The sequence below is a fragment of the Streptomyces griseobrunneus genome (assembly GCF_046713465.1).
GTDB lineage: Bacteria > Actinomycetota > Actinomycetes > Streptomycetales > Streptomycetaceae > Streptomyces > Streptomyces microflavus.
The window spans coordinates 1,004,467-1,016,230 of the sequence record NZ_CP177080.1 but is presented as its reverse complement, the minus strand read 5'-3'; the positions used below and the strand labels follow the sequence as shown (position 1 = coordinate 1,016,230).

At 72.5% G+C, this 11,764-nt stretch carries 12 protein-coding genes; 10 read left to right on the top strand and 2 right to left on the bottom strand.

Going from position 1 to position 11,764, the window contains the following annotated elements; translation table 11 throughout:
* Nucleotides 1–13: 13 nt before the first annotated feature.
* The gene (locus tag ACK8N7_RS04745; protein ID WP_403210424.1) at nucleotides 14–1,078 is read left to right on the top strand and encodes a multicopper oxidase domain-containing protein; all 1,065 of its coding nucleotides are present in this window, start codon (nucleotides 14–16) and stop codon (nucleotides 1,076–1,078) included.
* 7 nt (nucleotides 1,079–1,085) lie between these two features.
* On the opposite strand, the gene ACK8N7_RS04740 is transcribed toward ACK8N7_RS04745, so the two are convergent.
* On the bottom strand, nucleotides 1,086–3,269 hold the full coding sequence (locus ACK8N7_RS04740; protein ID WP_403210426.1) for a DEAD/DEAH box helicase: 2,184 nt from the start codon (nucleotides 3,267–3,269) through the stop codon (nucleotides 1,086–1,088).
* 190 nt (nucleotides 3,270–3,459) lie between these two features.
* Entirely contained in the window at nucleotides 3,460–4,242 is a 783-nt protein-coding gene (locus ACK8N7_RS04735; RefSeq protein ID WP_015612654.1) for an IclR family transcriptional regulator, read from the bottom strand.
* Nucleotides 4,243–4,444: 202 nt separating this feature from the next.
* Here ACK8N7_RS04735 and ACK8N7_RS04730 point away from each other — a divergent pair, with 202 nt between their 5' ends.
* The 9 genes from ACK8N7_RS04730 to ACK8N7_RS04690 all read left to right on the top strand — a co-directional run bounded on the left by ACK8N7_RS04730 (nucleotide 4,445) and on the right by ACK8N7_RS04690 (nucleotide 11,728).
* Nucleotides 4,445–4,561, top strand: coding sequence for a putative leader peptide (locus ACK8N7_RS04730; RefSeq protein WP_319173181.1), 117 nt, complete (start codon nucleotides 4,445–4,447; stop codon nucleotides 4,559–4,561).
* A 222-nt stretch (nucleotides 4,562–4,783) separates the two neighbouring features.
* A complete protein-coding gene (locus ACK8N7_RS04725) occupies nucleotides 4,784–5,809 on the top strand; it encodes an ABC transporter substrate-binding protein (protein WP_500441084.1) in 1,026 nt (341 codons plus the stop codon).
* 17 nt (nucleotides 5,810–5,826) lie between these two features.
* Nucleotides 5,827–6,855, top strand: a complete 1,029-nt coding sequence (locus ACK8N7_RS04720) for an NrtA/SsuA/CpmA family ABC transporter substrate-binding protein (RefSeq protein ID WP_500441082.1) — start codon at nucleotides 5,827–5,829, stop codon at nucleotides 6,853–6,855.
* Nucleotides 6,852–7,703 carry an ABC transporter permease gene (locus ACK8N7_RS04715; protein WP_403210437.1) on the top strand — a complete coding sequence of 284 codons (852 nt, stop codon included), beginning with the start codon at nucleotides 6,852–6,854 and terminating at the stop codon, nucleotides 7,701–7,703. The genes ACK8N7_RS04720 and ACK8N7_RS04715 overlap by 4 nt, the downstream gene beginning before the upstream one ends.
* Nucleotides 7,700–8,458, top strand: coding sequence for an ABC transporter ATP-binding protein (locus tag ACK8N7_RS04710; protein ID WP_403210438.1), 759 nt, complete (start codon nucleotides 7,700–7,702; stop codon nucleotides 8,456–8,458). The genes ACK8N7_RS04715 and ACK8N7_RS04710 overlap by 4 nt, the downstream gene beginning before the upstream one ends.
* Nucleotides 8,459–9,364, top strand: a complete 906-nt coding sequence (locus ACK8N7_RS04705) for an ABC transporter substrate-binding protein (protein WP_403210440.1) — start codon at nucleotides 8,459–8,461, stop codon at nucleotides 9,362–9,364. It abuts the gene before it with no gap.
* A 5-nt stretch (nucleotides 9,365–9,369) separates the two neighbouring features.
* Entirely contained in the window at nucleotides 9,370–10,443 is a 1,074-nt protein-coding gene (locus ACK8N7_RS04700) for an LLM class flavin-dependent oxidoreductase (RefSeq protein WP_403210442.1), read from the top strand.
* A gap of 143 nt (nucleotides 10,444–10,586) precedes the next feature.
* Complete coding sequence (locus tag ACK8N7_RS04695; protein ID WP_403210444.1) at nucleotides 10,587–11,381, top strand: VOC family protein; 795 nt, start codon at nucleotides 10,587–10,589, stop codon at nucleotides 11,379–11,381.
* Nucleotides 11,382–11,473: 92 nt separating this feature from the next.
* Nucleotides 11,474–11,728, top strand: a complete 255-nt coding sequence (locus ACK8N7_RS04690) for a WhiB family transcriptional regulator (RefSeq protein ID WP_403210446.1) — start codon at nucleotides 11,474–11,476, stop codon at nucleotides 11,726–11,728.
* Nucleotides 11,729–11,764 lie beyond the last annotated feature (36 nt).

Here is an 11,764-nt window from a genome sequence, read left to right as displayed (position 1 = left end):
TGGGGAGTTCGACATGGACCGAAGGACCTTCAGCCGGCGGATGCTGGTCGGCGGCGCGGCCGCGGCAGCGACCGGCGTGACATCGTTGTCCCTGGGGGCTGTGGAGGCCAGCTCGGCGGAGAACCCGCCCCGCACGGCCCCGGCCGGGGGAGTGGTGCGCCGACTGAAGATGTACGCCGAGAAGCTGCCGAACGGTCAGCTCGGCTACGGCTTCGAGAAGGGCAAGGCCTCGATCCCCGGCCCCCTCATCGAGCTCAACGAGGGCGACACGGTCCACATCGAGTTCGAGAACCTCACCGACGTGGACGCCAGCCTCCATGTCCATGGCGTGGACTACGACATCGCCAACGACGGCACCCGGATGAACAAGAGCCACGTCGAGCCCGGCGGCACCCGTACGTACACCTGGCGCACCCATGCCCCGGGCCGTCGCAAGGACGGCACCTGGGAGCCGGGCAGCGCGGGCTACTGGCACTACCACGACCATGTCGTCGGCACGGACCACGGCACCGGGGGCATCCGCAAGGGGCTCTACGGGCCGGTCATCGTGCGCCGCAAGGGCGACATCCTGCCCGACAAGACGTTCACGATCGTCTTCAACGACATGACGATCAACAACAAGGCCGAGCACAACAGCACCAACTTCGAGGCCACGGTGGGCGACCGGCTCGAAGTCGTGATGATCACGCACGGCGAGTACTACCACACCTTCCACATCCACGGGCATCGCTGGGCCGACAACCGGACCGGGATACTGACCGGCCCCGACGATCCCAGCCGGGTCATCGACAACAAGATCTGCGGGCCCGCCGACTCCTTCGGCCTCCAGTTCATCGCGGGTGAACGGGTGGGCGCGGGCGCCTGGATGTACCACTGCCACGTACAGAGCCACTCCGACATGGGGATGGCCGGGCTGCTGCTGATCAAGAAGCCGGACGGCACGATCCCGGGCTACGAACCCCACCATGTGGCAGGCGCGTCCGAGCCCGAGGACACAAAGGCGAAGGACACGAAGGCGAAGGGCGCGGCGGAGAAGGCGGCGGCCGAGGACAAGGGCACGGCGGAGCACCAGCACTGACCGCCGGTCACTCCGGGCGGGCCAGCCGCAGCTGCTCCTCCTCGACGATCCGCCGGGCGATCTCGGCGTCGGACACGTCCACGGCGTCCGGCGCGGCCTCCGCCAGGTCGCTGCGCCGGGCGTACGCGTCGAAGAGCCGGTCCTTGCGGGTCAGCAGGTCCACCATGCGCTGGTCGACGCTGTCCGCAGCCAGCAGCCGGTGCACCTGCACCGTGCGGACCTGGCCCATGCGGTGGGCGCGGGCGACGGCCTGGTGCTCCAGCGTCGGCTTGATCTGCGGCTCGCAGAGGATGACCACCGACGCCGCCTGCATGTTCAGCCCGGTGCCTCCGGCCTGGATCTGGCTCAGCAGGACCGCATGGCCGTCCACGGCGGAGAAGGTGTCGACCAGCTCCTGCCGCCGGGCGGCCGGGACGCTGCCCGAGACCGGTCCCAGCGCGTCCGGGCCCACCGCCTCGCCGACCGTGGCGAGCACCTCGCGGAAGTAGGAGAAGACCACGACCTTGAGCCCGTTGTCCCGTGCCTCGTCCACCAGTTCGCGCAGCCGCTCCAGCTTGGCGGAGGTGGCGGGCACGGCGTAGGCCGCCCGGCGCATCCGCATGAACTGCCCCGACGACACCGCCTCGCGGTACGCCTCCAGGTCCCCCGCGCTGAACTCCTCCCACTCGTCGACGTGCACCAGCGCGGGGAGTTCGGCGAGGACGTCCACCTGGTTGCGGCGGAGATAGGCGGGGGCGACGGCCCGCCGGAAGGCCTGCGAACCGGCGGCCCCGTGCGTCGTGCTCACCGCGTCCGCCAGATCCGGGCGGAGCCGGCGGACGAGACTGCGGAACTCCTCCACCCGGTTCTCCATCGGTGTCCCGGTCAGGAACAGGACGTGGTCCGCGCGCTCCGCCCACGATGCGACCGCCTGCGACCGCCGGGTGGCGGGGTTCTTCACAAAGTGGGCCTCGTCCACCACCAGCATCGCCGGGGCGACGGTGGTCGCGACGTCATCGGGAAGGGCGCGCAGCGCGTCGAAGGTGGTGAGGGCGACCCCGCCGCCCGCCCGCCACTCCGCGAACGCGTCCAGCCGCTCCGCCCCGTGCACCGGCAGCGCGCGCAGGGTGGAGCGGGCCCGGATCTCCCGGCTCCAGTTGATCAGGACGCTCGCCGGGCACACCACCAGGAAGTGGCTCTCGCCCCGCGCGGCGAGATGGGCCAGGGCGGCGATCGCCTGCACGGTCTTGCCGAGCCCCATCTCGTCCCCGATGACGACCCGCTTCTGCGTCAGGGCGAAGCGCGCCCCGAACGACTGGTAGCCGCGCAGGGAGACCCGTAGCCGCGAGTCGTCGAGCCGGAGCGCCCGCACCCGGTCCGCGATCCCGGCGGGCAGGAACCCCTCGGCGGCGTCACGGTCCGGGCCGCCGCCCGACAGCCCGGCGAGCAGGCTGTAGTACTCGGCGGACCGCAGCTCGAAGTCCACCCACGCCCCCGGCGCCGACTCCGGCGCCCGCAGCAGGTCGACCGAGACCTGGCCGAACAGCAGCGGCACGTCCTGGTCCGCCGCTTCCATGAGCGCCGTACGCAGGGCGGCCACGGCGTCGAGCGCCCGGGTCCGGGACTCCTTGCCGGTGAACAGCATCCGCAGCCGGCTCCCGGCCGGTGCGGCGGCGGCCGTCAGGGGGTCGAGCCGCTCGGCCAGCCGCCGGGCCGCCTCCACCGCCCGCCGCGCGTCCGGACCGGCTTCGACCAGCCGGTGCAGGGCGACGACCAGCGCGGTGGCCGGGTCGTCCGGGGCGTCCATGTCGATCCGTACGGAGACGGTCTCGCGCACCGCCTCGGCGATCTGCCCGGCGGCCGCCAGAGCCTGGTCGGCGGTGTGGGCCCCGACCCCGGGAATCAGCCGGAGCTCGTGGCGGGCCGTGCCGTGGACCTGCCCGACCGTGGCGAATCCGGCCTGTTCGAGGGCGGTGAGGCGCAGCCGGCCCTCGGTGACGTCCTTGAGGCGGGAGACGGGGATGGCGGCCAGCTCCCGGTCGACCAGGGAGGACAGGAGCGGGTCGAGGACGGCCCGTACGGCGTCGACGGCCCGGGTGTGGTCCTCCCGCACCGCGCGGGCTCGGCCCAGCAGGGCCTCCGCCTCGGCCAGCAGCTCACGGGCGGCCCGGCCCGTGGCCGCCGGGCGGGCCTTTGCCCCCGTGTCCGTCATCGTCGCTCTCGCCGCCGTCGGAATGTGGTCTTCTCGCCGTGCGCCGCCGCCGGAAGGGGTCCCTCCGCCGTGCGCCGCGATGGCCAGTGGTGGCCCGTTCGCTGTACGCCGCCATCGTCCCACGGCCCACCGACAGTCCCCGGCCCACGGGCAGCCCCACCCCGGCGACGGTCCCGGCGCGTGGGGTCCGCTACCGGGCGGGCGGCCGCCGCTCCGCCGGGGAGAGCAGCAGCACCTCCAGGGCCCGCGCGCAGGACCGGGCCTCGGTGAGCAGCCACTCGGTGCGCTCGGCGGTGATCAGGGACGGTGTGGCCCGTACGGCGAGGGCGAAGCGCGCATACCCCGCACCGTCGAGGACCGGCACGGCCAGGGTCCGCACCCCGTGCGCCGACTCCCCGTCGTTGAGCGCGTAGGCCTCCGCCCGCACCCGTACCAACTCCGCCTCCAGTGCGGCCGGTTCGACGATGGTCCGGTCGGTGAAAGCGGGCAGCGGCGGCAGCGACTCGGGACCCCCGTCGCCCGGACGCGCCCAGGCGAGGAGCACCTTGCCCAGCGCGGTGGAGTGCAGTGGCCGGCGCAGCCCCACCTTCGGCGTCACGGAACCGCCCGCCACGATCACCGCGTGCGGCCCGCTGCGCAGCGCCAGGTCCGCCGTCGCGCCCGTCCGCTCGGCCAGGTCCGCCAGTTCGGGAGCGGCCAGATGCAGCCCGCGCTGGTGGTAGGAGAGCCGGCCCAGCTCGGTCACGGCGGGCCCCAGGCGGTAGCGGGCGGTGCGCGGATCCTGCTCCAGGAACCCCGCACCCAGAAGCGTGCGCGCCAGCCGGTGGGCCGTGGACACCGAGAGCTCCAGACGCCGGGCGAGGTCGGAGGCGCTGAGGTCGGGCCCGTTGTCGTGGAAGCAGTGCAGGACGTCCAGCGCGCGCCGGACGGCCTGGGCACCGCCCGGTGCGCGTGCTGTCACGGCCTCGGTCATGTCGCGTCACTCTCCGCTCGTCGAAGGGGTCACTGGGCTGCGTTCGGTTGCCACATTACGGGAGTTGGAAAAGGGTTCAACCCTGCTGAGAAACACTCCGTTCACATGCAATCCCACATCATGGGAAGCGAGTTGTCGCACCCCGCACGGTCGTGGCAGGCTGCGGCCATCACCACCGACGAGCGGGAAGGAGCAGCGAACCATGGCCCGACGTACCGCCGTGCACGCTCCCTCCGCCCCGGGCGCTCCCGTGCCGCTCGCCCTCACCGTGCGCCGCCACATCGACCTGGCGCGCGTCTCCAGCGCAGCCTGTCGCTGACCCCTCGCGATATCCCCTCCCGTACCTCACCGGCCGCCCCCCGCGCCGCAGTGGACCCGCTCCGCCACCGCTGATCTCCATGCGGGCCACGGTGGGCCGCGACCTCCCCCCGTGTGCCGCCGTACGCGCCACTGGGGGCACCTGCCGATCGCGGGAGGCCGCGGGGCCGCCCCCGCCACCCCACGCGCCACCCCACCCCGACCTCTGTGGAGACACACCCCCATGACGTCTGCTCCTGCCCTGCCCCCGACGCTCTGGTTCACCCGCTGTCCCGTGCCCACCGCCACCGGGATCGCGGCCGACCGGCACTGGCTCACCGACGAGTTCGCCCCCGACGGGATCACGGTCCGCTCCCTCCAGGACGCCGAACCGGACGCGGACCGGGAGGCCCACTTCACCCACGCGTTGCCCGGACTCTTCCGCGAGGGCGGCAACGTGCCTGCCCTGTGGGCCCGTTCGCGCGGTGAGCGGACCCGGCTGGTCGGCCTGACCTGGATCGAGGAGCGCCAGGTCGTCCTGGTCGCCCCTGGTTCCGGCATCCGATCGGCCGGTGACCTGCGGGGGCGGCGGATCGCGCTGCCGGCGCACTCCATCGCCATCGACTTCTGGCGGGCCATGGCGCTGCGCGGCTTCGAGGGCGCCCTCGCCTCGGCGGGCCTCTCCCTGGCGGACACCGTCCCGGTCGACGTACCGGCGGACGGGCACGCGGGGCAGTGGGCCGCCGAACTGGCCGCACTGCGCCGGGGCGACGTCGACGCGGTGTACGTCAAGGGGGCCCTCGCCGTCGAAGCGGCCCGCAGGTCCGGGGCCGAGGTCGCGGTGGAGCTCGACGAACTGCCGGACCGCCGCTTCCGCATCAACAACGGAACCCCGCGCCCCATCACCGTTCACCAGGACCTCCTGGACGAACACCCCGCGCTCGTCGACCGCTTCCTCGCCGTACTGCTCCGGGCCGCCGACTGGGCGGCGGGCAGCCCGGCGGAGGTCGACCGGATCCTCGGCGCCGAGACCGGGGCCGGGGCCGAGGGGGTCGCCGGCGCCTACCGCCCCGGTACCCACCGCACCCTCCACCCCGACCTCTCACCGGAGCGCCTCGCCCTGCTCGCCGAGCAGGAGAGCGCCCTGCGCGCCCACGGCTTCCTGCCCGAGCCGGTCCAGGTCACTTCCTGGGCCGACCCCGGGCCGCTCCGCCGAGCCGCCGCGCTGAACGCCGCCCACCCGAAATCCCACCAGCCCGCCGCCCCTTGAGCCCGAGGACCACCACCATGAACCTCACCCGACCACGTCTCCGTACGACCGTACCGACCGCTCTCCTCGCGGCCGCCGCCCTCCTCGCCCTCTCCGCCTGCTCCACCGCAGGTACCGACAACGACAGCGCACCCGCAGGCAGTTCGGGCAGGACCGTCGACGTCCGTATCCCCGACCCCGGCAACTCCGGCATCCTCGCCCTCGCCAAGAAGGACGGCAGTCTCGACAAGGCCCTCGGCAAGGTCGGCGCCAAGGTCAAGTGGACCGGCAGCGCGGGCCCGTTCGCCCCGGCCGCCCAGGCGATGAACGCCGACCAGCTCGACATCGCCACCGGCTCCGTCACCTCCGGCATCACCTCGCTCTCGCAGCGCCCCGGCTTCAAGTTCTTCACCGCCGTCGACCCCGACGCGAAGGGCGAGGGCATCCTCGTCCGCGACGGCTCCGGCATCGACTCGGTCGCCGACCTGGTGGGGAAGAAGGTCGCCGTCAACCAGGGCGGCACCGGCGAGTACCTGCTGCTCAAGGCGCTGGCCAAGGAGAAGATCCCGGCCGACAAGGTGGAGCGGGTCTACCTGCGCCCCGACCAGACCGCCGCCGTCTTCAACGCCGGACAGGTCGACGCCTGGGCCGTCTGGGCCACCTACGCGGTCGCGGAGATCGGCAGCGGCAAGGCCCACTTCCTCGCCGACGGAGAGGCGATCGGCTCCGACAACTACAGCCTCAACGCCGTCCGTACGGGCTTCGCGGAGAAGCACCCCGACGTCCTCAAGGCCCTCTACGACTACCTGCACACGGCCAGCGCCAAGGAGAAGAAGGACCCGGCCGCCTACCTCAACGTCTTCACCGACGTCGGCCCGACCGCCGTCACCGGCAAGGCCGAGGAGGTCCAGACCGAGATCACCGCGCAGTCCGGAACCGTGGACCCGATCGGTCCCGAGGACATCGCCCGCTTCGAGTCCGTCGCCGCCTTCTACGCCGAGCAGAAGGTCACCAAGGAGAAGGTGGATGTCGCCGCGCACCTCCTCGACGTCGACAAGCTGACATGAGCGACACCCGTGTGAAGGCCATCGACTCCCCGCCACCCCCGGGGCTCGTCACCCCGCGTCCCCAGCTCCGCAGACCCCGCAGCCGCCCCTACGCCCTGACCGTCCGCGCCCTCGGCCCCTTCGCCCTGCTCGGCCTCTGGTGGGCGGCCTCCGCGACCGGCCTGCTCACCCCGGACGTCCTCGCCTCGCCCGCCGAAGTGCTGCGCGCGGTAGGCGAGGTGTGGGGCAACGGCCAGCTGCCCGACGCGCTCACCACCTCCCTGACCCGCTCCGGGCTCGGGCTGCTCATCGGTCTCGCCGCCGGACTGACCCTCGGCATCACCACCGGGTTCACCCGGCTCGGTGACGAGCTGCTCGACTCCTCCCTCCAGACCCTGCGCACCATTCCGTTCCTCTCCCTGGTCCCGCTGTTCATGGTCTGGTTCGGCATCAACGAGACCGCGAAGATCCTCCTCATCGCGGTCGCCACCACCTTCCCCATGTACGTCTCCGCCTCCAGCGGCGTCCGCAACACCGACCCCAAACTCGTCGAGGCCATGCGCTCCTTCGGCATGAACCGCCTCGCCATCGTCCGCGAGGTCGTCCTGCCCGGCGCCCTGCCCTCGCTGCTGGCCGGACTGCGGCTCTCGATGACCCTCAGCGTCATCGCCCTCATCGCCGCCGAGGAGATCAACGCCACCGCCGGCATCGGCTACTTGATGTCCCAGGCCCAGAGCTACGCCCGCACCGACATCCTCGCCGTCTGCATCCTCGTGTACGGGCTCCTCGGTCTCACCGCCGACATCCTCGTACGGCTGCTGGAACGCGTCCTGATGCCGTGGCGCACCCCGCAGGGAGCCCGCCGATGACCGAGAACGCTCACCATCAGGCAGCTGTACGGGTACGGGGGCTGCGCCGGGTCTTCGGCACCCGGGCCGTGCTCGACGGCCTCGAACTCGACATCGCGCGAGGTGAGTTCGTCGCCCTGCTCGGTGCGAGCGGCAGCGGGAAGACGACCCTGCTGCGGATCCTCGGTGCACTGGACGGTGCCGACGGGGGAGAGGTGCTCGTCCCCGAGGCCCGCACCATCGTCTTCCAGGAGCCCCGCCTCGTACCGTCCAAGAGGGTCCTCGCCAACGTCACCGTCGCCCTACCGCGCGGCCGGCGCGAGGACGGGCTGCGGGCCCTCGCCGAAGTGGGCCTGGAGCGGCACGCGGACGCCTGGCCCGCCACCCTCTCCGGCGGCGAGGCCCAGCGCGTGGCCCTGGCCCGGGCGCTCGTGCGGGAACCGGAACTCCTCCTGCTCGACGAGCCGTTCGCCGCGCTCGACGCCCTGACCCGGCTGAAGATGCAGGACCTGGTGGACGAGCTGTGCCGTAGGCACCGGCCCGCCGTCCTCCTGGTCACCCATGACGTGGAGGAGGCCGTACGCCTCGCCGACCGGGTCGCCGTCCTGCGCGACGGAAAGCTCGTCACCGACGAGAAAGTGACCGTCGCCCGCCCCCGCGACCCCGGTGATCCCGCCTTCGCCGCCCTGCGCCGCCGCCTCCTCGACGACCTCGGCGTCCCGGCCGCGTCCCACCCCGTAAAAACCCCCGAACTCGACCGTGTCGGAGTGATCTGAATGACCATCACCATCGGTGTGCACGCCAGCAACCCGTCCCTCTTCCACCTCTACCACCTGACCCGGCTCGGCTTCGCCCAGCAGGAGCTGGAACCCCTCGGCGAGAGCGTCGCCTTCCACCCGTACAGCAACGGCGTCCGCACCGGCGAACTCCTCACCCAGGGCGTCATCGACTTCGGCGGCACCGGCTCCACCCCGCCCGTCACCGCCCAGTCCGCGGGCCACGACCTCGTCTACACCGCCGTCTCCGCCCCGCGCCCCGAACACGGCGCCCTGCTCGTCCCCGAGGACAGCCCGGTCCGTACCGTCGCCGACCTCAAGGGCACCACCGTCCACCTGGCGATCGGCTCCTGGCAGACCCACCTCGTCGCCAAGGCCCTCGACGACGCCGGACTCTCCTACGCCCACGACATCACCGCCGTACGCTCCACCGAGCAGAGCGAGCAGCTCCTGCGGACCGGCGCCATCGCCGCCTGGGTCGCCCAGGGACCCCAGCTCGCCGCCGCCCGCCGCATCGGCGGACTGCGCACTTTCATCCCCACCGGCGACGTCATCAGCGACCGGTCGGTGTTCTTCACCCGGCGCGAACTCGCCGAGCAGCGGCCCGAGATCGTCGAAGCCCTGACCCGCGCCCTGCGACGCGCCGACGACTGGGCCGCCGCCCACCCCCGTGAGGCCGCCCAGCTGGCAGCCGCCGACCTCGGCGGCGAGGCGGACGACTGGGAGAGCGCGCTCACCGCCCTGCCCTGGCGGATCGAGCCGGTGAGCGAGGAGTTCCTCGCCGAGCAGCAGGAAGCGGCCGACATCTTCCACCGCACCGGCTTCATCGAGCACCCGGTCACCGTGGCCCGCGCCGTCGCCCACACCTCCGCGACCGACCCGGCCTCCGCCCCGAAGGCGGTCTGAGCCCCATGGCCCCCGAAGTCCTCTGGTACATCATCCCGCGCGAAGGCGCCTACCCGTGGGAACCCGCCGGCCGCCGCAGCACCGACCTCGGCTATCTCACCCGCCTCGCCGGAGCGGTCGAACACCTCGGCTACAGCGGGGCGCTGCTCGCCACCGACCTGTACGACGTCTGGCCGCTCGGCAGCGCACTGTCCGCCGCCACCAGCACCCGCTTCAAGCCGCTGCTCGCCGTCCACCCCGGACTGATCTCCCCCACCCTGCTGGCCAAGATGGCACTCAGCTTCGACCAGCTCTTCGGCGGACGGCTGCGCTTCAACGTGGTCAACGGATCCACCAAGTCCCTCCAGGAGTACGGGCTCCACGTCGAGCACGACGAGCGGTACGAACTCAGCGCCGAGTACTGGTCCATCGTCAAACGGCTCACCGCGGGCGAGGTCTTCGACCACCGGGGCCGCTTCTACGACCTGAAGAACGCGGGCGCCTCGTTCCGCGAGCTGAAGCCCGTCCAGGAACCGCACATCCCGCTCTGGTTCGGCGGCTCCTCCGCGCCCGGCATCGAGATGGCCGCCCAGCACGTGGACGTCTTCCTCACCTGGGGCGAGCCCCCGCACCTGCTGAAGGAGAAGCTGGAACAGGTCCGGGCCCGGGCCGCCGCCCACGGCCGTACGCTGCGCATCGGGCTGCGGCTCCACCTCATCGTCCGGGACACCGAGGATGAGGCGTGGGCGGCGGCCGACCGGCTGCTGGACGTCACCAGCGAGGCGACGTACGCCCGGCAGCTCGGCGACCGGGCGGGGGAGGACGGCGTCGGCTGGCAGCGCCAGTTCCGCCAGCACGGCGGCAGGGTCCCGGCCCGCGCCCGCGAGCTGGAGGCCCACCCCAACCTGTGGCCCGGCATGAGCCTCTTCCGCCCGGGCCCCGGCACCGCCGTCGTCGGCTCGACAGCTCAGGTGATCGAGCGGCTGAAGGAGTACGAGGAGCTGGGTGTCGACACCTTCATCCTCTCCGGCAACCCGCTCCTGGAGGAGGCCCACCGGGTCGCCGAGACCGTGCTCCCGGCCCTGGGGCTGCGGCGCTGACCTGCGAAGGAGCGGGGCCGCGGCCCCCGGTCGGCCCTGTGTGGACTGCGGTTGTCAGTGGCCGGTGCGAGACTCGGCGGGACAGGGAACAGCCCCGTACCGCCGTGCGCGCGGGGCCACGGGATCCGCTGAAGGAGCACACCATGCTCAACCCCGCCTTCCCCGACGGAGCACCCAACTGGGTCGATCTCGGTACGCCCGACCTCGACGGGGCCACCGCCTTCTACAGCGCTCTCCTCGGCTGGGAGCTCGTCCCCGGCGGCCCAGAGGTCGGGGGATACGGGATGTTCACCCTGGACGGCCACACCGTCGCCGGAGTCATGACGGTCCCCGAGGAGCAGTCCGCCAGCGCCTGGTCGGTCTATTTCCAGTCGCCCGACATCAGCGCCACCGCCGAGCTGGTGACCCGGTCGGGCGGGCGCTCCGCGTTCGAGCCGATGGACGTCCTCGACCACGGCCGGATGGGCGGCTTCACCGACCCGGGCGGAGCCTATTTCGGCGTCTGGCAGCCGCGGCGGAATCCCGGCCTCGGCATCATCCAGCAGCCGGGCTCGCTCCTCTGGGCCGAGCTGTACACCCCGGACGTCCCGGCGGCGGCCGCCTTCTTCGCCGACGTCTTCGGCTGGAGGACCGAGGCGCTGAAGGTGGAGGGCACCGAGTACGTCTACACCACGGTCCACCCGGCGGGCACCGGCCCGGAGCTGTCGTTCGGCGGCCTGGTCACGATGAGCGACGTCCCGGCCGAAGCCGCGCGCGGCCCGCACTGGATGCCCTACTTCGCGGTCGAGGACGTGGAGGCCGCGGTGGCCGCCGCCAAGCGGCTCGGCGGCGCGGAGGCGCTTCCTGCGATGGAGGTGCCGGGCGTCGGCACCATGGCCAACGTCACCGATCCGTACGGGGCGGTCTTCGCGGTGATGAAGCCCCAGCCGAGGCAGTAGCGGGGCGGCGTCAGGGCCCTCGACGGTCGCCGCGACGGCCGGTTGATGAATCGTTGATCAGTCGTTTATCGCGGCCGGGCACCGTATGTCCCATGCTGATGAATATGGTGACCGAGGACGCGCTCGACTGGCAGGAGACCGCGTTGTGCGCGCAGGCCGGACCCGAGTTCTTCTTCCCGGCCCCGGGCAGTTCGACGCGCGAGGCCAAGCAGTTGTGCGGTGCCTGCGAGGGGCGCGTGGCCTGCCTGGAGTACGCACTCGCCAACGACGAGCGGTTCGGCGTCTGGGGCGGGCTCTCCGAGAAGGAGCGCGAACAACTGCGCCGGGAAGAGCGCGACCAGGGCTGAACCACCCCCGTACATGCCAGAATTCCGCTGTCCGCC

Bases quoted from the DNA above. Each gene is read 5' to 3' on its own strand.
- ACK8N7_RS04705 (WP_403210440.1), top strand. From the start codon at position 8,459: ATGACCATCACCATCGGTGTGCACGCCAGCAACCCGTCCCTCTTCCAC.
- ACK8N7_RS04735 (WP_015612654.1), bottom strand. From the start codon at position 4,242: ATGACCGAGGCCGTGACAGCACGCGCACCGGGCGGTGCCCAGGCCGTC.
- ACK8N7_RS04700 (WP_403210442.1), top strand. From the start codon at position 9,370: ATGGCCCCCGAAGTCCTCTGGTACATCATCCCGCGCGAAGGCGCCTAC.
- ACK8N7_RS04740 (WP_403210426.1), bottom strand. From the start codon at position 3,269: ATGACGGACACGGGGGCAAAGGCCCGCCCGGCGGCCACGGGCCGGGCC.
- ACK8N7_RS04745 (WP_403210424.1), top strand. From the start codon at position 14: ATGGACCGAAGGACCTTCAGCCGGCGGATGCTGGTCGGCGGCGCGGCC.
- ACK8N7_RS04725 (WP_500441084.1), top strand. From the start codon at position 4,784: ATGACGTCTGCTCCTGCCCTGCCCCCGACGCTCTGGTTCACCCGCTGT.
- ACK8N7_RS04690 (WP_403210446.1), top strand. From the start codon at position 11,474: ATGCTGATGAATATGGTGACCGAGGACGCGCTCGACTGGCAGGAGACC.
- ACK8N7_RS04695 (WP_403210444.1), top strand. From the start codon at position 10,587: ATGCTCAACCCCGCCTTCCCCGACGGAGCACCCAACTGGGTCGATCTC.
- ACK8N7_RS04720 (WP_500441082.1), top strand. From the start codon at position 5,827: ATGAACCTCACCCGACCACGTCTCCGTACGACCGTACCGACCGCTCTC.
- ACK8N7_RS04730 (WP_319173181.1), top strand. From the start codon at position 4,445: ATGGCCCGACGTACCGCCGTGCACGCTCCCTCCGCCCCGGGCGCTCCC.
- ACK8N7_RS04710 (WP_403210438.1), top strand. From the start codon at position 7,700: ATGACCGAGAACGCTCACCATCAGGCAGCTGTACGGGTACGGGGGCTG.
- ACK8N7_RS04715 (WP_403210437.1), top strand. From the start codon at position 6,852: ATGAGCGACACCCGTGTGAAGGCCATCGACTCCCCGCCACCCCCGGGG.